Here is an 18,904-nt window from a genome sequence, read left to right on the forward strand (position 1 = left end):
CACCGAGCCCGACGGCTACGATCATCGGGTGAGCGTCCCGCCGCCGCCCGAGCCGATCACGGGCGCCCGTCTGCTCTTCTCTCTCGACCCGGCGGTCAGCCACCTCAACCACGGCTCGTTCGGAGCGGTCCCGATCGTCGCGCAGCGCGCCCAGCAACGGCTGCGCGACGAGATGGAGGCCGACCCGCTGCGGTTCTTCACGCAGGGACTGGTCGACCGGATCGCGCACACTCGCCGGCACCTGGCGGGTTTCCTCGGTGCCGATCCCGACGGCACCGCCCTGACCACCAATGCCACCACCGGCGCCGCCGTGGTGCTCCAGTCCCTGGGGCTGCGGTCCGGTGACGAGGTGCTCACCACCGACCACGGCTACGGTGCCGTCGCCTACTCCATCCGACGGGAGTGCCACCGCACCGGGGCGACGCACCGGGTCCTGCGGGTGCCGTTGACCGCCACCGACGACGAGGTGGTACAGATCGTCCGGGACGGGCTGCGGCCCGGCCGGACCCGGCTGCTGGTGGTCGACCAGCTCACCTCGGCAACGGCCCGGCTGTTCCCGGTCGCCGCGATCGTCGGAGTGGCCGGTGAGCACGGCGTGCCGGTGCTTGTCGACGCCGCACACGCTCCCGGCATGCTGCCGGCATCGGTGCGCAGCATCGGCGCCGACTTCTGGGTGGGCAACCTGCACAAGTGGGGGTACGCGCCGCGCGGCACCGCCGTGCTGGTGGTGGCGACACCGTGGCGGGACCGGATCGAGCCGCTTGTCGTCTCCTGGGAGCAGGACTCGGGCTTCCCGGCTCGCCTGGAGTGGCAGGCCACCTCGGACTACACGGCCTGGTTGAGCGCACCGGCAGGGCTCTACACACTACGCAGCCTCGGCGTCGACCGGGTACGCGCGCACAACGCCGGACTGGCCGCGTACGGGCAACGGGTGGTGGGGGACGCGCTTGGCGTGCCACCGGCCGACCTGCCCGACCCGGGCGGACCGACGGTCGCCATGCGACTCATTCCGTTGCCGGCGGGGCTCGCCACGACCCTGGACGGTGCCCGGGCGTTGCAGACCCGGATCGCGGAGCGGCTCGCCACCCAGGTCGCCGTCACGACCTGGGACGGCCGCGGCTGGCTGCGCCTGTGCGGCCAGGTCTACAACACGCCCGAGGAGTACCAGCGACTCGCGTTCGGGTTGCCCGGTCTGCTCGTCCAGCGTTGATCGAGCGCGCCCGGCTGACGGTGAGGTCACCGACGGGCAGCAGTCGGACCCGTCCGAGACCGAGCAGAGCCAGCGGGTCGAGGTAGCCCTCGCCCCGATGCAGCCCCCAGTGCAGGCACGCGACGGCCGGACAGCCGGCGTGCCCGGGCAGCAGGTTGCCCAGCGGCGTACCGGCCGACACCACCGCGCCCACCGTGACGGTCGGTCGGACCGGTTCGTACGTGGTCCGTAGGCCGTCGACGTGGCCCACGGTGACCACCGGCCGGTCGGCGACCATGCCGGCGAACAGGACCGTGCCGGCGCCGGCCGCCCGGATCGTGGCGGCGGCCGGGGCGAGCAGGTCGACTCCCGGTGCCCGGCCAGCCACGGCCGGGGCGGCGGGTCGAACCGGCGAACCGGCCGTGGCACCCCGTCGACCGGCCATCTGAACCGCCCGCTTCCGCCGAGCTGCGGCACCCTCGACCGGCCACCGCGGGGACGGCCGAGCATCCGGCGCGGCCGGCGAGGGCGACCAACCACGCGCCCCGGCCACGCCGCCCATCGATCCGGTGGGGGCCAGCAGCAGGAGCGTCGTGAGTGCGCCGAGTATCGACATCCGTGGCGACATGCCGTCGAGCCTGACCGGGCCCGTCGAAGTCCACCGCCCCGGGCGGCCGATCTGTGGACGACCGGGCGTCCTGTGGACAGTCCACGCACGCACTGGTCGATCTGCTATGGGCGAACGTCGCCTAGGCTCGGTGCGTGACCCGCGACTGGTACGCCTGGCACCACCATTACGAGGATCCGGATTCGTCGCTGTCGCGGCGGCTGACCGAGGTGCGCCGGCGGATCGGCACCGCCCTGGCGGAGGCACCGCCCGGCCCGCTGCGGGTGGTCAGCCTCTGCGCCGGGCAGGGCCGGGACCTGATTCCCGTGCTGGCGACCCATCCGCGTGGCGGCGACGTGACCGCGCTGCTGGTCGAGCAGGAGCCGCGCAACGTGGAACTGGCCCGCGCCGCCGTCCGTGAGGCGGGACTGTCCGGGGTCGAGGTGAGGTGCGGCGACGCGGCCGACAGCGATGCCTACGTCGGAATGGTTCCGGCCGACCTGGTGCTGGCCTGCGGCATTTTCGGCAACATCTCCGATGCCGACGTGCGAGCCGTGGTGGCACACTGCGCCTGGCTCTGCGCCACCGGCGGTACCGTCGTCTGGACCCGGGGCCGATGGGAGCCGGACCTGGTACCGACGATCTGCGACTGGTTCGTCGCGGAAGGGTTCGAGCAGGTCTCGGTCAGCACCCCGGCGGAGGGGGTCGGCGTGGGCGCGCACCAGCTACTCGGTCCGCCGCGACAGCGGCCGGCCGGCGCGACGATGTTCGAGTTCGTCGGGCGTCCGGAGGCCGCCGGGCACTGACGAACCAACCGAGTGCACTGTGGACGCGGGACGCGGGCCGCGCGGCGGGTGGGGGCCTCCGTCGCCGCTCCGGCGGTATGCGGGGTCAGCCGCCGAAGCCGGAGTCGGCGGGCAGGGAGATGTCCGGCTTCTCCAACTCCTCGACGTTCACGTCCTTGAATGTCATCACCCGGACATTCTTCACAAACCGAGCAGGGCGGTACATGTCCCAGACCCAGGCGTCGTGCATCTCCACCTCGAAGTAGACCTCGCCGTCTGAGTTGCGGACATGCAGGTCGACCTGGTTGGCGAGGTAGAAACGGCGTTCGGTCTCCACCACGTAGGAGAACTGACGGACGATGTCGCGGTACTCCCGGTAGAGCTGGAGCTCCATCTCGGTCTCGTACTTCTCGAGATCTTCCGCGCTCATCGCACTCCGCCTTCCATGACCACATCTTCCCCCACCGGCGCCGGAGGCCGAGGCTGCTCGCCCAACGCCACGCCGACGGTACCCCCTACGGCGCCTGCGCGCCCCATCGGCTCGTCCCGGCTTGCGCCGAGCGGTCGCCGCGAGCGGGGTGGCCGGCCGTCGAGCCCGGAGACGGCGGCCACGTTGACGTACGAGTAACGGTGCTCCCGACACGGCCCGCGCTCACGCAGTGCGGCGGTGTGCTCCGCGGTGATGTACCCCTTGTGCTCGGCGAAGCCGTAGCCGGGATGCTCGGCGTCCAGGTCAACCATGATCCGGTCCCGGGTGACCTTCGCCAGCACGCTCGCCGCCGCCACACAGGCGGCCACCCGGTCGCCCTTCCACACCGCGAGCCCAGGTGCACCCAGGCCGTCCACGCCGAACCCGTCGGTCAGGACATACTCCGGCCGGACCGCGAGCGACGCCAGCGCTCGGCGCATCGCGGCCAGGTTGCACACGTGCAGCCCCCGGGCGTCGACCTCGTCGGCCGGGACGACCACCACCGCGTACGCCAACGCGCGCTCGACGACCTCGTCGTGGATCCGTTCCCGACTCGCCGGGGTCAGCAACTTGGAGTCGGCCAGCCCGTCGATCTCGCCTCGCCGGCCCTCCGGCAGCACCACGGCGGCGGCGACCAACGGCCCCGCGCAGGCACCGCGGCCAGCCTCGTCGGCACCGGCGACATGCCGGAAGCCGCGCCGTTGCAGGGCCCGCTCCAACGCGTAGAGCCCGGCCTCCCGGCGTACCACCGTGCGTGGTGGAGTCAGCATGCCCGTCCCTCGATGACAGCCGTCGTGCCCAACGCGCGGGCCAGAACCTCGGCAAGGTCAGCTGGGTAGCAGCGCTCCCGGGTGCCGCGCAACTCGTCCGCCGACCACCACCGGTGATCGTCGACGCTGCCCCGCTCCACCTCGCTGAACCCCGCCGTGTCGACCTCGTGCGCCGTCACCCGGACCAGGAAGAACTGCTGCTCCTGCCGGTACCAGACGCCGCCGAAGGAGAACTCGGTGACGTCGGCGTGCACCGGTTGACCGACCTCGGCCACGCTCACGCGGAGCCCGGTCTCCTCGGCCAGCTCGCGGATCGCGCCCTCGGCGTACGTCTCCCCCGGGTCGAGTCCTCCGCCGGGGGTGAACCACCACCGGCCGCGTTCCGGACGGGCGGGGTCGAAGCCGCGGAACAGCAGCAACCGGCCGGCCGCGTCGACAAGCAGGACGCGAGCGGCACACCTCGGGGTGTAGACGGTCACCGCACCAGACTGCCAGATGCCTGCGACGTCCCCCACGCCGCGCTGTCCGGGACGGGTGGACGCCCGTTCACCGACGGTGCCGGCCCTGGTCAGGAACTCGGGATGGCCTCGAACTCGTCCGGCACGGTCAGGATCCTGGCCCGGTCGAACGGCCAGAAGATGGTGAAGGCGCGCCCCACCACGTCGTCCTCGGGAATGGTGGCGGCCTCGATGTTCTGCCCGGACTGCTGGTAGTGCTCCAGCGAGTCACCGGAGGCGGACCGGTGATCGCCCATGACCCAGAGCCGACCCTCGGGCACCCGCACGTCGAACTCCTGGTCCGCCGGCTTGTCCCGCTGACCGTCGACCGAGAAGATGTACGGCTCGTCGAGCGGGGTGCCGTTGATCAGCAGGCGGTCCTGGTCGTCGCAGCAGACCACCCGGTCGCCGCCGACACCGATCACCCGCTTGATGAAGTCCTCCCCCGCCGGATTGCCACTCCACTCCATCGGTGCCTTGAAGACGATCACTTCGCCGCGATGCGGCGAACGGGTGTGGTAGACGAGTTTGTTGACAAGTACCCGATCGTCGATCTTGAGAGTGTTCTCCATCGACGGCGAGGGGATGAAGAAGGTCTGCAGTACGAAGGCACGTACCAGTACCGCGACCAGGATCGCCACCCCGAGGAGGATGGGCAGTTCCTTCCAGAAGGAGTGGCGCGGCTTGTCGGTCTGCTCGTCAATCACGGGAGGAGCCTACGTTGCCCGACCGAGCGCCACCGTCCGGAACGCGCGAGAACGGAAAGTGTGGCCGCAATCGGGATCAGCAGGACGACACCTCCGTCGGGGTCGGGGCGTACCGGGGCCGCCCCGCCGGCGGTGGGTGGCGGGGCGACGGTGGCGAAGGTGTCGGGGATCGGCAGCGAATGCCACCGGTCGGACGGCCAGACCACCGCGAACGCCCGCCCGACCACGTTGTCGATCGGCACCGTGCCCTGGCACCGGGCGTCCTGCGAGACCTGCCGGTGGTCGCCGAGGACGAACATCTGACCGGGCGGGACCACGATCTCCTCGAACCGGCGGGAACGGCACTCCTGCGGATTCGGCGGGAGATCGAGCGGCGAGTCGCGCAGCACGTACGCCGACTCGTCCAGCGGGGTGCCGTTGACCAGCACCCGTCCCTGGTCGTCACAGCAGCTCACCCGGTCCCCGGGCAGCGCGATGACGCGCTTGATGAAATCCTTCTCGCCGGGCCGACCGACGCCGACCAGATCGCCGACGGTGCGGCCGAGCTTGTCGGCGAAGCTGGTGGGCGGCTGCACGTCCACCTGCGGGACCCACTGGTCGGTGCCCCGGAAGACCACGACCTCGCCGCGCTGTGGGTTCCGGACGTTGTAGACGACCTTGTTGACGACGACCCGATCGCCGACGAGCAGGGTGTCCTCCATCGACCCGGAGGGGATGAAGAACGCCTGGAGCAGGAAGGTGCGGATCAGCACCGCCAGGCAGAAGGCGACGATGAGCAGCAGCGGCAACTCCTGCCAGAGCGGCATCTGCCGTTTACCGCGCCGGGTGCGTCGGCGCCACGGATCGGCCGCGCCGCTGTCGTCAAGCGCCTGTACCACGCTCACTCCCCGGTCCGCAGAAACAACTACCGCCCGGGAACCTCGTCGAGGCTCCCCGGGCGGTAGTGGAGGTCACCCGCCACACACGAGGCGGGTCACCGCCGCGCTGCGCCCGTACGACCAGGGTAGTGCGGACTGGCCGGTACGGCATACGCGCAGTTCGGGCGGCGTGGCGCGGTGCGAGATCAGCTCGGCTGCTTCTCGCGCAGCTCCTTGATCTTGGCCTTCTTGCCCCGCAGCTCCCGCAGGTAGTAGAGCTTGGCCCGGCGGACGTCACCGCGAACCACGACCTCGATCCGGTCGATCGCCGGGCTGTTGATCGGGTAGGTCCGCTCGACGCCGACGCCGAAGCTGAGCTTGCGGACGGTGAAGGTCTCGCGCAGCCCGGCACCCTGGCGGCGGATGACGACGCCCTGGAAGATCTGGACCCGGGACCGGGCCCCCTCGACCACCCGGGCGTGCACCTTGACGGTGTCACCGGCACGGAAGTCGGGCAGGTCGGTGCGCTTCGACTGGGCGTCAAGGGCGTCCAGGATGTTCATCGCTGTGTCCTCGTGAGGCTCACGGCGCACCGTCACTCGGCGCGCGGATGGGTGATACTGATCCCCGGGTGGTGGCCGACGCGAACCGACCCCAGTCGGAGATCCTCGCAGCCGCCCACGGGCGCGGACGACTGCGGCAACCCCCCTACTTTGCCACATCCGGTCCGGGCACCTGAAATCCGGCCCGGTCCAGCGCCGCCACGTCCCGTTTGTCCAGGCTCTGCGGATCCAGCCCGGTGAGCATGTCCGGCCGGCGGCGACCGGTGCGGACCAGCGCCTCGTCACGACGCCAGCGGGCGATCCGGCCGTGGTCGCCGGAACGGAGCACCTCCGGCACCGGCAGTCCGCGCCACGTGGCCGGCTTCGTGTACATCGGCGCTTCCAGCAGCCCGTGCGCGTGGGACTCCTCGGTCAGCGAACCGGCGTTGCCGAGCACCCCCGGCAGCAGCCGGGTCACCGCCTCCAGGATCACCAGCACCGCCACCTCGCCGCCGAAGAGCACGTAGTCACCGAGGCTCACCTCGGTGACCGGCATCCGCGTCGCCGCGTGGTCGAGGACCCGCTGGTCGATGCCCTCGTACCGGCCGCAGGCGAACAGCAGGTGCGGCTCGGCCGCCAACTCGTGGGCCATCGCCTGGGTGAAGGGCACGCCGGCCGGCGACGGCACCAGCAGCCGTGGCGGGGTCAGCTCCGCCGGTGCCAGGGCGTCCAACGCCTCACCCCACGGCTCCGGCCGCATCACCATGCCGGGTCCGCCGCCGTACGGGGTGTCGTCGACGGTGCGGTGCACGTCGTGGGTCCAGCCCCGCAGATCGTGTACGGCCAGCCGCAGCGTGCCGTTGGCCCGCGCTCGGCCGATCAGCGAAAGGTCCAGCGGTGCGAAGTACTCCGGGAAGATCGACACGATGTCGACGCGCATCAGGCTGCTCCGCCAGCTAGAGATCGAGCAGGCCGCCGGGTGGGTCCACCACGACCCGGCCACCGGCGAGATCGACCTCGGGGACGATCGCCTTGACGAACGGGATCAGCGCCGTGCGCCCCTCGGGACGCCGCAGCACCAGCAGATCGGAGGCGGGAGCGTGGTCGATCCGGGCCACCTCACCCAACTGCTCGCCGGTCGGTGTGACCACGGCCAGCCCGACCAACTGGTGATCGTGGAACTCCTCCGGATCCTCCGGCGGGCTGACGTCGGCGCTGTCCACCGCGAGCAGGGTGCCCCGCAGCGCCTCGGCGACGTCGCGGTCCAGCACCCCGTCGAAGGCGACGAGCAGCCGCCCCTGATGCCGCCGCGCGAACTCGACGGTCAACGTGTCGGGCGTCCGGAACGGCACACCGGGACCGTCCGGTGCGGACTGGGCGGCGTTCGCCCCCGGCACGGTCTTGAGCACCATGCCGGGGGCGAACCGCGTCTCGGGCTCGTCGGTACGCACCTCCACGGTGACCTCACCGCGGATGCCGTGCGGCTTACCGATCCTGCCGACGATGAGCTGCATCAGTACGAGTCGACGATGTCGACGCGTACGCCGCGCCCACCGATGGAGCCGATCACCTGGCGCAGCGCCTTGGCGGTCCGGCCGGACCGCCCGATCACGGTGCCCAGGTCCTCGGGATGCACCCGGACCTCCAGCCGCTTCCCTCGCCGGGAGTCGACCATCCGGACGCGCACGTCGTCGGGGTGGTCGACGATGCCCTTGACCAGGTGCTCCAACGCCGGCCGCAGTGCCATGTCAGGCCTGCTCGCCGGTGTCCGTGGCGGGCTGCTCCTCGGCCTTCGGGGCTTCCTCGGCCTTCGGGGCCTCGGCGGCCTTGGCGGCCTTCTTCGCCGGCTTCGCCGGGGTGTCGGCCACACCCGCGGCGGCCTTCGCCTCGGCCTCGTAGGCCGCCTTGCGGTCGGCCCGCTCGGGCGCGACCTTCAGCGGCGGCGGGGCCGGCAGGCCCTTGAACTTCTGCCAGTCACCGGTCAGCTCCAGCAGCCGCTGCACCGCCTCGCTGGGCTGGGCGCCGACGGACAGCCAGTACTGGACCCGCTCCGACTTGACCTCGATCACCGAAGGGTCTTCCTTCGGCTGGTAGATGCCGACGAACTCGATCGCTCGGCCGTCGCGCTTGGTGCGCGAGTCGGCGACGACGATGCGGTACTGCGGGTTGCGGATCTTGCCCATCCGCAGGAGCCGGATCTTTACGGCCACGGTTGTTTCGCTCCTGTTGCGATCTCACCGACCCGGTACGGGCGGTGCACGGGTGAGCGCCAACCGGCACAGTGGGGTTGGGCCGGAGACCGCTCGGGTGGACTGGCGACGCGCCCGGGTTAGAGGGCGCCGGACACGCGCCGGATACCAGCCAGCCATTCTGCCAGATCCTCGCCGGAACGCTCACACCGCACCGGCAGACGTCACCCCGGACGGACCCGGCGTGACGAACGACACCCCCGGCCCGGTCAGCGCACCGGTGGTCGGTCCCAGCCGTCCGGCAGGCGATCGGGGGCGGTCCAGTGCGGCGGCGGGGTGAAGTCGCACCAGGTGCCGTCGAAGGGGAAGACCCCCGCCTCGGCCAGTGCGATCACCCGTTTACCCTCGGCCCGCACCGCGGCCTCGTCGGTCACCCAGTAGTGCTCCGGGAAGGCCAGCCGTTCGACGAACTCGTCCTCGTCCTTCCACTCCCAACCGCGGTCCGGACGGACCCACACGTCGAGATCCTGGTCGACGATGTCCACGCCGGCCAGCCCGCCGTCGTCCCACCGGACCCCCGGTTCCTCCAGGTTGACGTACCAGCCGGCGAAGCGGCCTTGCACGTCACGGAACCACCAGACCGAATGAGCAGCGCCCGTGGGCAGGAACTTCAACAAGGGTGGGCCGTTCCAGCGGCCCTGCGCCAGCCGGTAGGTCGGAGTCAGCCACTCCCGGAAGGGCACCGCCCGCATGCCCAGCCCGGCCTCGTTGACCTCGCCGGCCACCGGGCTGCCCTCGGCCACCCAGAGCAGCAGCCCCCGCTCGTCGTCGCTGACCACCCGCGCCGGCCGTACCCAGCCAACCCGCCCCCGCCGCACGTTACGGTGCACCACCACCCGACCCCGCTCAAACCCCACACCCCGACCCTACCCGCCCCCTCACCACCCACCACCCCGTCCCACCCATCGTTGATCATGAGGTTAGCGGCAATTTTGGAGATCAACTTCGCCGCTAACCTCATGATCAACCACGTCGGTGGGGTGGGGTGGGGTGGGTTAGTAGGCGCGGGCGAGGATGGCGATGAGGTCGGTTTCGGTCTCGGTGTCGGGGACGGTGCCGTCGGCGCGGACCAGGCAGCGGACGGTGACGCCCTGGGCGTTGGCCTTGGCCTCGCCGTCGACGCCGACGACGGACCACGGGACGCGGGCCCAGCCGGTGGTAGCCGCCTCCAGCGCCTCGTCGAGGGTCGCCACGTCGACCGTGCGCGACTCGCGGAAGGCCAGCGCCTGGTCGTGCAGCGCCCGCTGGTCGGCATCGAGAGCGGCGAGCACCGCGCCGACCACGTCCGCCACCGGCGTGGGCGCCTTCGAGCCGTCGGTACGGCGGACCACCACCGCGTTGCCTGCCGCCAGGTCACGGGGACCGACCTCGACGCGTACCGGATAGCCGCGTAGCTCGGCGTCGACGGCCCGGCGGCCGAACGGGGTGTCGGTGCGGTCGTCGAGCGTCACCCGGACACCGGCGTCCCGCAGCGCGTCGCGCAGCTTGGCCGCCGCCTCGGTGACGCCGTCACCGTCCTTGACCACCATGACGTACGCCTGGGTCGGCGCCAGCCTCGGCGGCACCCGCAGCCCGTTGTCGTCGCCGTGGCACATGATCAGGCCGCCCAGCATCCGGGTCGAGGTGCCCCAGGAGGTCGTCCAGGCGTGTTCCCGGCCCCCTTCGGCCGAGGAGTAGCTGATGTCGAACGCCTTGGCGAAGTTCTGGCCCAGCTCGTGGCTGGTGCCCAGCTGAAGCGCCTTGCCGTCGCCCATCATGCCTTCGCAGGTGTAGGTGGCGGTCGCCCCGGCGAAACGCTCGCGGGCGGTCTTGAGCCCGACCACCACCGGGATACCGAGCACGCTCACCATCAGGTCCTCGTACGCCTCGTGCAGGATCTTGCGGGCGTAGGCGCGGGCGTCGGAGCGGGTGGCGTGCGCGGTGTGGCCCTCCTGCCAGAGGAACTCGCTGGTCCGCAGGAACACCCGGGGGCGCAGCTCCCAGCGGACCACGTTGGCCCACTGGTTGAGCAGCAGCGGCAGGTCCCGGTAGGAGTCGATCCACTTGGCCATGAACTCGCCGATGACCGTCTCGCTGGTCGGCCGCACCACCACCGGCTCGGCGAGCTGCTTGCCGCCACCGTGGGTGACCACGGCCAGCTCCGGCGAGAAACCCTCGACGTGCTCGGCCTCGCGCTTGAGGTAGCTCTCCGGGATGAACAGCGGGAAGTACGCGTTCTCCGCCCCGGCGGCCTTGATCCGGTCGTCCATCTCGGCCTGCATCCGCTCCCAGATGGCATAACCGGCCGGTCGGATCACCATGGTGCCCCGCACCGGCCCGTTGTCGGCCAGCTTCGCCTTGGCGATCAGATCCTGGTACCAGCGAGGAAAATCCTCTGCCCGGGGAGTAAGCACGCGCGCCATGACCGCACATCCTATGCGCCCTTCCCCCACCCCCCACGCCCAACCCACCCACCCTCCGCCGCGATGATCAAGAAGTTTGCGTCGCCCGGGGGCTGGAATCTGACGCGAACTTCTTGATCACCGCGGGCAGGCGGCGGGGGGTGGGTGGGGGCAGGTGGGGGTGGGTCAGGGGAGGGGGTGGCCGCGGAGGATCAGGTGGGTGGGGGTGCGGAGGGTGGTGAGGTCGGTGCGGGGGTCTTCGGGGTAGATGGCGAGGTCGGCCAGGCCACCTTCGACGAGGCCGGGGAGGCCGAGCCAGGCGCGGGCTCCCCAGGAGGCGGCGGCGAGCACGTCCAGGGTGGACATGCCGGCCTGCTCGTGCAGCAGGAGCATCTCCTCGACGGCGAGGCCGTGGTCGATACCGCCACCGGCGTCGGTGCCGACGTAGATCGGCACACCAGCCTCGTACGCGGACCGCACCACCTGCGGGAAGCGGTCACGCAGGGCGAGCATGTGCTCGGCGTACCCGGGGAACTTGGCCCGGGCCTGGTCGGCGATGTGGCCGAAGGTACGGATGTTGATCATCGTGGGAACCAGCGCGGTGCCCTGCCGGGCCATCAGGTCGATCAGGTCGAGGCTGAGTCCGGTGCCGTGCTCGACCGAGTCCACCCCGGCCCGCACCATGACCTCCACCGCCGACTCGCTGAAGGTGTGCACGGCGGCGCGTACCCCGGCGGCGTGGGCGGCGGCGACGGCGGCGGTCATCGTGTCGGCGTCCCAGGCCGGCGCCAGGTCGCCGACGCCCCGGTCGATCCAGTCCCCGACCAGCTTCACCCAGCCGTTGCCGGCGGCGGCCTGCTCCGTCACGGTCGCGGCCACCTCGGCGGCACCCACCTCCACACCGATGTCGCGCAGGTACCGCTTGGGCGGTGCCACGTGCCGGCCGGCCCGGACCAGCCGGGGCAGGTCGGGTTCGTCGTCAAGTTCCGGGTACGGGAAGGGTGAGCCCGCGTCCCGGAGGGCGAGGACTCCGGCGTCCCGGTCGATCCGCGCCAGCGCACGCGCCTGGTCCAGCGAGGTGATCGGTGCGCCGCCCCGGGCGATGCCGATGTGGCAGTGCGCGTCCACCAGGCCGGGCAGGATGAAACCGCCGTCGGCGACCGTCTCCGCGCCGGGCACCGGTTCGAAGGTGACCCGGTCGCCGACCAGCCACAGGTCGCGTACCTCGTCGTCGGGCAGGAGCACACCGCGCACATGCAGAGCCATGCGCACAGTCCTACCCGATCACTGCCCGTCGCGCGCCAGAAGCCCGGCCCGCCGCACGGTCAGCGCGGGCAGGTCCACCGACACCTTCCAGGGCCGCTCGCTGACGAAGAGGTCCTCGGTGTGCGTGGTGACCTCGTAGTCTCCGGACGCGCTGAGGGCGTACTCGGTAAGCGTCATCTTCTCGTGCAGCGGGTCGACCACCCAGTACGACCGGACCCCCGCGTGGGCGTAGACCTTGGCCTTGTCGTACAGGTCGCGGAAGGTCGAGGTGGGCGAGATGACCTCGACGGCGAGCAGCGCGTCCTCCACCGGGACGGGCGAACGGTTCGCGTGCTCCCGGCGGATGGCGACCACGTCGGGTCGGGGCTCGTTGCGCCGGTCGATCCGCATCGACAGGTCGATGCTGACCAGGTAGTCGGGCGGGCAGTTGACTCTGAGCGCGAGCAGCAGCTCGACGCAGAGATCCTGATGCAGGGCGGTCGGCGACGGCACGATCAACCTTCCGTTGACCAGTTCGTACGGAAGGTCCTCCGGCAGCTCGCCGAGGTCGTCGACCGTCCACTCCGAGCGCTCGGGTGGGATGGGCAGCATGGGGGCCACGGTCATGACTCCTCCTTCCAGGGGCGACATCACCCTAGGAGCTGATGACGTCACCCGCCGTCACCGACACGCTCAGCGGGGCGGCTTGCCGTCCTTGCCGAACTTGTTGAAGTCGATCTTCGGCAGCTTGAAGCCCGGCGGCAGACCCTGACCGGCGGCCAGGTCGTCGGGGTTCATCCCCGGCGGCAACTGCGGCATCCCGCCCGGGAAGCCACCCTGCACGCCCCGGGTGCCGGCGCCGCTGCGCGGCCGGTTGCCACCCTTGGTGCCCTTGCGCTTGTTCTTCGGCGACTTGGTCGCCTTGCGCCGACCGGCACCGGGCAGGCCCATCATGCCGCCCATCTGCTTCATCATCTTCTGCGCGTCGGTGAAGCGGTTGAGCAGCTGGTTGACGTCCATCACGGTGACGCCGGAGCCGTTGGCGATCCGGGCCCGCCGGGAACCGTTGATGATCTTCGGGTTGGTGCGCTCGGCCGGGGTCATCGACCTGATGATCGCGGTGATCCGGTCGAAGTGCTTGTCGTCCAGCTCGGCGAGCTGGTCCTTGACCTGCCCCATGCCCGGCATCATGGCCAGCACGTTGGCGATCGGCCCCATCCGGCGTACCGCGATGAGCTGGTCGAGGAAGTCCTCCAGGGTGAACTGCTCGCCGCCCATCAGCTTGGCGGTCATCTTCTCCTTCTGATCGGTGTCGAAGGCCGCCTCGGCCTGCTCGATCAGAGTGAGGACGTCGCCCATGCCGAGGATCCGGCTGGCCATCCGGTCGGGGTGGAAGACGTCGAAGTCCTCCAGTTTCTCGCCGGTGGAGGCGAACAGGATCGGCTGCCCGGTCACCTCACGGACCGACAGGGCGGCACCACCGCGGGCGTCGCCGTCGAGCTTGGAGAGAACCACGCCGGTGATGCCGACGCCGTCCCGGAACGCCTCGGCCGTCCGGACCGCGTCCTGGCCGACCATCGCGTCGATGACGAAGACGACCTCGTCCGGGTTGACCGCGTCCCGGATGTCGGCGGCCTGCTGCATCATCTCCGCGTCGATGCCGAGCCGGCCGGCGGTGTCGACGATGACGACGTCCCGGGCGGCCCGGCGGGCGTGCTCGATCGAGGATTTCGCCACCTGCACCGGGTCGCCGACGCCGTTGCCGGGCTCGGGGGCGTACACCTCGACGCCGGCTCGGCCACCGAGCACCTGGAGCTGCCCGACGGCGTTGGGACGTTGCAGGTCGGCGGCGACCAGCAGCGGCTGGTGGCCCTGGGCCTTGAGCCAGCGGGCCAGCTTGCCGGCGAGCGTGGTCTTGCCGGAGCCCTGGAGGCCGGCCAGCATGATCACCGTCGGCGGCTGTTTGGCGAACTGGAGCCGCCGTCCCTCGCCGCCCAGCACGGCGATCAGTTCCTCGTTGACGATCTTGACGATCTGCTGGGCCGGGTTGAGCGCCTGGGAGACCTCGGCGCCGCGCGCCCGCTCCTTGACGTTCGCGATGAAGCCCTTGACCACTGGCAGCGCGACGTCCGCCTCCAGCAGCGCGAGGCGGATCTCGCGCGCGGTGGCGTCGATGTCGGCGTCGGTGAGACGTCCCTTGCCGCGGAGCTTGGTGAAGATCCCGGAAAGGCGGTCACTCAAGGTGTCAAACACGCGAACATCCCGTTTGTCAGTGTTCCGATGAGCACGAACGAGGCCGGGTGAGCTGTCCGACCACCGCTAGGGTAGCCCGCCACCCACACCCCCGCTCCCGGCCGGGCAGCCCACCGCCGGGGGCAGGTCTGTGGCAGTTGCGGTCGCCGACACGCCGCCCGGTCGACGCCTTCACTGCCACAGATCCTTCGGGCGTCGCTCAGACGGCGGCGAGCACGGCTGCCTCCAGGCGGGCCCGTTCGTCCTCCGGGGGCCAGCCACCGACCAGGTAGAAGGCGTCGACCACGTCGCCGCCGAGGGTGGCGATCCGGGCCGCCCGGACCTGGGCGCCGGCCGCGTCGAGCGCACTGGTGACCCGGTAGAGCAGGCCGGCGGCGTCGGCGGCCCGCAGTTCCAGCAGTACCGCGTCGGTGGCGGCGTCGCGGTGCCAGACCACCCGCGGTTGGGCCCCGGCCCCCGTGCGGCCAGGGCCCGACCGCGCAACCGCTGGGTCACCGACACGTCGCCGCGTACCGCGCGACGCAGGTCCGCGCTCAGCGCCACCGGATCCGGGGCCAGGCCGTAGCGCGGCTGCACCCGGCACTGCACCAGGGCTCGCCCGTCCACGGTCGAGGCGTCGGCGGCGAGCACTTCCAGCCGGTGCAGGGCCAGGCAGCCGGCCACCGTCGCGAGCAGGCCCCGACGATCGGCCGCGGCCACCGACACCCGATCCCCGGTCAGGTGTACGACCGGCAGCGGCCCGGCCACCAGCGCCGGGTCCGGTGCCGGCGGGGCAGGTACGTCGCCGGTGTCGAGGGTGGTGCGTACCCGGGCGACCAACTCGGCGACCAGCCGGCCCTTCCAGTCCGACCAGGCGGCCGGGCCGGTGGCGGCGGCGTCGGCGCGCACCAGCGCGTACAGCAGGTCGAGGGTGGTGACGTCGCCGACCGACTCGGCCACCCGGGCGATGGTGACCGGGTCGGACAGGTCCCGCCGGGTGGCCACCTCGGGCAGCACCAGGTGCAGCCGGACCAGCGTGCCGATCAGCGTCGCCTCGGCGGCCGGCAGGCCGATCCGGGTGGCGATCCCCTCGGCGATCGGCGCGCCCACCACGCTGTGGTCACCGGGGAGCCCCTTGCCGACGTCGTGCAGGAGCGCGCCGAGCAGCAGCAGGTCGGGACGATCCACGTCGCGGGTGTGCCGGCTGGCCTCGGCGGCCGTCTGCACCAGGTGCCGATCCAGGGTGAACCGGTGCACCGGGTTGTGCTGGGGCAGGCTGCGCAGCCGGGTCCACTCCGGCAACCATCCGTCGATCAGCCCGTACCGGTCGCAGGTCTCCCAGGCCGGGATCATGCCGGTGCCGGCTCCGAGCAGCGTGGTCAGGGCGGCGCGGGCCTCCGCCGGCCAGGGCGTGGGCAGCGGCGGGCAGTACGCGGCCAGCCACTCGCAGGTGGCGCGGGCGATCGGCAGCCCGGTGGTCGCCGCGGCGGCGGCCAGCCGCAGCGACAGGCTGGCGTCCGGGCGGGCGCCGATGGCGGTGCGGGCCAGCACCAGTTCGCCGTCGTGCTCGACCACGTCCCGGGCCACCGGGCGGCGCAGTGGCCTTCCGTCTGCGCCACGACGGCGACCGGAGCGCAGCCGGTCGGTGGCGCGGAGCGCGTCGTCCAGGGCGTGGCTGACGGTCCGGGCGTCACCGGCGACCCGACGCAGCAGGGTGTCGCCGTCGCCGTCCTCACCCCGCGACGCCGGGCCGTACCGCTGCTCCGGTGCGGACCCGGCCGGCTGCGGCGGCACGGTGCCCGGCGGGGCGTCCTCGGCGACGCCGGACGGTGTGCGACGCAGGCCGAGCAGGGCGGCCACCCCGTCGCGCTCCTGGGCGAGCAGCCGGTCGACGCGCCGGCCGACCTGCTGGTGCAGCGCGTCCCGGGTGTCCAGCAGCCGCAGGTGTGCGGCGTGTACGGCGGGTCGTAGCGCGTCGGTGATCCCGGCGGTGGCGATGGCCCGCAGGATGCCGACGTCACGTAGCCCCCCGGCCGCCTCCTTCAGGTCGCCCTCCAGCAGGTGAGCCAGTTCGCCGTGGGCCTGCCAGCGGGCGGCGGTGCTTTCCCGCAGGGGCGCGAGCTGGCGGACGGCGGTGCGCCGCCAATGGTCGGTCGCGCTGCTCACCAGCGTGTCCGCGAGGTCCGGGTCACCGGCGACGAGCCGGGCGTCGAGCAGCCCGAGGGCCACCTTGACGTCGTCCTGGGCGACCGACAGCGCCTCGGCGACGGTCCGGACGGAGTGGTCGAGCCGCAGCCCGGCGTCCCAGATCGGGTACCAGAGGGCGGCGGCCAGTTCGTCGATGCCGGGCACCCCGGCGTGCACCAGCACCAGGTCGAGGTCGCCGTAGGGGGCGCACTGCCGCCGGCCCAGCCCGCCGACCGCGAGCAGCGCGACGCCCGGCCGGTCCGGCAGCAACCGGGCCAGCCAGGCGTCGTACGCGTCGGCCCGGGCCCGACGCGCCGTCGCGCCGATCCCGGCCGGTACGCCGACGACCTCGTTGACCAGGAGGTCAGCGCTACCGGGGGGTTCCGAGGCTGCCCTGCTGGTCAACGAGGTCATCGATCAGCGCCCTACAGTGCGTCCAGGCCGCGCTCGCCGGTACGGACCCGGACGACCTCCTCGACGGCGGTCACCCAGACCTTGCCGTCACCGATCTTGCCCGTCCGGGCCGCCGACACGACGGCGTCGACGATCTTCTCGACGTCGATCTCGTCGGTGAGCACCTCCACCCGGATCTTGGGCAGGAACTCGACGGTGTACTCGGCGCCCCGGTAGACCTCGGTGTGGCCCTTCTGCCGCCCGTAGCCCTGGACCTCACTCACCGTCAGACCGGCCACGCCCAGCGTGTGCAGGGCCTCCTTGACGGCGTCCAACTGGTGCGGCTTGATGACCGCGGTCACCAGCTTCATGTCCAACCCCTCCATTCGCAGAACGTTAGCCGGCGACCTTTTCGCTTACCGGTTCGGTGGGCTCGGTCTTCGGCGCCGCCGAGGTACCGATGCCCGCGGCGGCGAACGCGCCACCGCCACCACCCGTGGAGCTGAACTCGTACGCGCTCTCCGCGTGCTCGGCGTTGTCGATGCCGTCGACCTCGGCCTCGGCGCTGGCGCGGAAGCCGATGGTCTTGTCGATCACGAAGCCGATGAGGTACGCGACCACGAACGAGTACACCAGCACGGCGGCCGAACCGAGAGCCTGCTTGCCCAGCAGCGTGACACCGCCGCCGTAGAGCAGACCGTCGTTGCCCTCACCCGCCAGCACCTCCATCGCCAGGAAGCCGATGAGCAGCGAGCCGATGATGCCGCCGATCATGTGCACGGCGACCACGTCGAGCGAGTCGTCGTACTTGAGGCGGTACTTGAGGCCGACGGCCAGCGCGCAGACGACACCGGCGATGACACCCAGCGCGATGGCGCCGAGCGGCTCCAGGAAGGCACAGGCCGGGGTGATGGCGACCAGACCGGCGATGGCACCGGACGCCGCACCGAGGGTGGTCGGCTTGCCGTCCCGGATCTTCTCCACCAGCAACCAGCCAAGCACCGCGGCGGCGGTGGCGACCTGGGTGTTGATGAAGGCGATCGCGGCGGTGCCGTTGGCGGCCAGCGCCGAGCCGGCGTTGAAGCCGAACCAGCCGAACCACAGCAGGCCGGCACCGAGCAGCACCATCGGCAGGTTGTGCGGCTTGAAGCTGTCCTTCGGCCAGCCGACCCGGCGACCGAGCACCAGCGCCAGGGCGAGAGCCGCGGCACCGGCGTTGATGTGCACCGCGGTGCCACCGGCGAAGTCGAGCACGCCCAGCTCGAAGATCCAGCCACCGCCCCACACCCAGTGCGCCACCGGGAAGTAGACCAGGGTGGCCCACAGGCCGGCGAAGAGCAGCCACGGGCCGAACCGGGCCCGGTCGGCGATCGCGCCACTGATCAGCGCGACAGTGATCACAGCGAACATCAGCTGGAAACCGGCGAACAGCAGGTCGGGGATGCCACCCTCGGTCCCGCTCTCCAGCATGCCGCGCAGGCCTGCGGCGGAAAGATCACCGGTGATCCCGCCGACGTCCTCACCGAACGCGATGCTGTAGCCGTAGAACACCCACAAAAGGCTGACCAGGCCGATCGCGCCGAAGCTCATCATCATCATGTTGAGCACGGACTTGGACCGGGTCATGCCCCCGTAGAACAGCGCCAGGCCGGGCGTCATGAGCAACACCAGCGCGGCTGAAGTCAAAATCCAGGCGGTGGCACCAGAATCTAGCTCCGGCACGCTGCCTCCTCTCGGGTTGTTTTCTCCCTCCCTCCCGGCACCGCGCAGCATCGCCCGTACGCCGGTTGCGCG

18 protein-coding genes and 3 pseudogenes are annotated in these 18,904 nt (G+C 71.6%); 2 read left to right on the forward strand and 19 right to left on the reverse strand.

Going from position 1 to position 18,904, the window contains the following annotated elements; all coding sequences use genetic code 11:
• Positions 1-28 precede the first annotated feature (28 nt).
• On the forward strand, positions 29-1,210 hold the full coding sequence (locus ENC19_RS03775; protein ID WP_164445704.1) for an aminotransferase class V-fold PLP-dependent enzyme: 1,182 nt from the start codon (positions 29-31) through the stop codon (positions 1,208-1,210).
• On the opposite strand, the pseudogene ENC19_RS03780 reads toward ENC19_RS03775, so the two are convergent.
• Positions 1,098-1,699, reverse strand: a pseudogene (locus ENC19_RS03780) (peptidoglycan DD-metalloendopeptidase family protein). The gene ENC19_RS03775 and the pseudogene ENC19_RS03780 overlap by 113 nt on opposite strands.
• Positions 1,700-1,951: 252 nt before the next feature.
• Between ENC19_RS03780 and ENC19_RS03785 the strand changes: the two are divergent.
• Positions 1,952-2,602 carry a class I SAM-dependent methyltransferase gene (locus tag ENC19_RS03785; RefSeq protein ID WP_164445705.1) on the forward strand — a complete coding sequence of 217 codons (651 nt, stop codon included), beginning with the start codon at positions 1,952-1,954 and terminating at the stop codon, positions 2,600-2,602.
• An 85-nt stretch (positions 2,603-2,687) separates the two neighbouring features.
• Here ENC19_RS03785 and ENC19_RS03790 read toward each other — a convergent pair whose 3' ends face one another.
• The 18 genes and pseudogenes from ENC19_RS03790 to ENC19_RS03875 all read right to left on the reverse strand — a co-directional run bounded on the left by ENC19_RS03790 (position 2,688) and on the right by ENC19_RS03875 (position 18,883).
• A complete protein-coding gene (locus tag ENC19_RS03790) occupies positions 2,688-3,011 on the reverse strand; it encodes a DUF2469 domain-containing protein (RefSeq protein WP_007075222.1) in 324 nt (107 codons plus the stop codon).
• Positions 3,008-3,820 carry a ribonuclease HII gene (locus ENC19_RS03795; protein WP_164445706.1) on the reverse strand — a complete coding sequence of 271 codons (813 nt, stop codon included), beginning with the start codon at positions 3,818-3,820 and terminating at the stop codon, positions 3,008-3,010. Before ENC19_RS03795 ends, ENC19_RS03790 begins: the two co-directional genes overlap by 4 nt.
• A complete protein-coding gene (locus ENC19_RS03800) occupies positions 3,814-4,299 on the reverse strand; it encodes an NUDIX hydrolase (protein ID WP_164445707.1) in 486 nt (161 codons plus the stop codon). Before ENC19_RS03800 ends, ENC19_RS03795 begins: the two co-directional genes overlap by 7 nt.
• 89 nt (positions 4,300-4,388) lie before the next feature.
• Positions 4,389-5,024, reverse strand: a complete 636-nt coding sequence (gene lepB / locus ENC19_RS03805) for a signal peptidase I (RefSeq protein WP_164445708.1) — start codon at positions 5,022-5,024, stop codon at positions 4,389-4,391.
• A 9-nt stretch (positions 5,025-5,033) separates the two neighbouring features.
• Positions 5,034-5,902 (reverse strand): annotated as a pseudogene (lepB, locus tag ENC19_RS03810) (signal peptidase I).
• Positions 5,903-6,087: 185 nt separating this feature from the next.
• Positions 6,088-6,444, reverse strand: coding sequence for a 50S ribosomal protein L19 (gene rplS, locus ENC19_RS03815; protein WP_093401691.1), 357 nt, complete (start codon positions 6,442-6,444; stop codon positions 6,088-6,090).
• 145 nt (positions 6,445-6,589) lie between these two features.
• Positions 6,590-7,363, reverse strand: coding sequence for a tRNA (guanosine(37)-N1)-methyltransferase TrmD (gene trmD, locus ENC19_RS03820; protein WP_164445709.1), 774 nt, complete (start codon positions 7,361-7,363; stop codon positions 6,590-6,592).
• A 16-nt stretch (positions 7,364-7,379) separates the two neighbouring features.
• Positions 7,380-7,937 (reverse strand): ribosome maturation factor RimM, encoded by a 558-nt coding sequence (rimM, locus tag ENC19_RS03825; protein ID WP_164445710.1) that lies wholly within the window; start codon positions 7,935-7,937, stop codon positions 7,380-7,382.
• Positions 7,937-8,170 carry an RNA-binding protein gene (locus ENC19_RS03830; protein ID WP_013732101.1) on the reverse strand — a complete coding sequence of 78 codons (234 nt, stop codon included), beginning with the start codon at positions 8,168-8,170 and terminating at the stop codon, positions 7,937-7,939. The genes rimM and ENC19_RS03830 overlap by 1 nt, the downstream gene beginning before the upstream one ends.
• A gap of 1 nt (position 8,171) precedes the next feature.
• Complete coding sequence (gene rpsP, locus ENC19_RS03835; protein WP_164445711.1) at positions 8,172-8,633, reverse strand: 30S ribosomal protein S16; 462 nt, start codon at positions 8,631-8,633, stop codon at positions 8,172-8,174.
• Between the two features lie 248 nt (positions 8,634-8,881).
• Positions 8,882-9,529, reverse strand: a complete 648-nt coding sequence (locus ENC19_RS03840; RefSeq protein WP_164445712.1) for a DUF402 domain-containing protein — start codon at positions 9,527-9,529, stop codon at positions 8,882-8,884.
• A 138-nt stretch (positions 9,530-9,667) separates the two neighbouring features.
• Positions 9,668-11,074, reverse strand: coding sequence for a proline--tRNA ligase (proS, locus tag ENC19_RS03845; protein WP_164445713.1), 1,407 nt, complete (start codon positions 11,072-11,074; stop codon positions 9,668-9,670).
• 165 nt (positions 11,075-11,239) lie between these two features.
• Complete coding sequence (locus tag ENC19_RS03850) at positions 11,240-12,319, reverse strand: amidohydrolase family protein (RefSeq protein ID WP_164445714.1); 1,080 nt, start codon at positions 12,317-12,319, stop codon at positions 11,240-11,242.
• A gap of 18 nt (positions 12,320-12,337) precedes the next feature.
• The gene (locus ENC19_RS03855; RefSeq protein WP_164445715.1) at positions 12,338-12,925 is read right to left on the reverse strand and encodes a Uma2 family endonuclease; all 588 of its coding nucleotides are present in this window, start codon (positions 12,923-12,925) and stop codon (positions 12,338-12,340) included.
• Positions 12,926-12,991: 66 nt separating this feature from the next.
• The gene (gene ffh / locus ENC19_RS03860; protein ID WP_164445716.1) at positions 12,992-14,551 is read right to left on the reverse strand and encodes a signal recognition particle protein; all 1,560 of its coding nucleotides are present in this window, start codon (positions 14,549-14,551) and stop codon (positions 12,992-12,994) included.
• Between the two features lie 199 nt (positions 14,552-14,750).
• Positions 14,751-17,131 (reverse strand): annotated as a pseudogene (locus ENC19_RS03865) ([protein-PII] uridylyltransferase).
• An 11-nt stretch (positions 17,132-17,142) separates the two neighbouring features.
• Positions 17,143-17,481, reverse strand: coding sequence for a P-II family nitrogen regulator (locus ENC19_RS03870; RefSeq protein WP_166458079.1), 339 nt, complete (start codon positions 17,479-17,481; stop codon positions 17,143-17,145).
• A gap of 25 nt (positions 17,482-17,506) precedes the next feature.
• Positions 17,507-18,883 carry an ammonium transporter gene (locus tag ENC19_RS03875; RefSeq protein ID WP_164445717.1) on the reverse strand — a complete coding sequence of 459 codons (1,377 nt, stop codon included), beginning with the start codon at positions 18,881-18,883 and terminating at the stop codon, positions 17,507-17,509.
• Positions 18,884-18,904: the final 21 nt, after the last annotated feature.

The sequence above is a fragment of the Verrucosispora sioxanthis genome (genome assembly GCF_010560025.1).
GTDB classification, from domain to species: domain Bacteria; phylum Actinomycetota; class Actinomycetes; order Mycobacteriales; family Micromonosporaceae; genus Micromonospora; species Micromonospora palythoicola.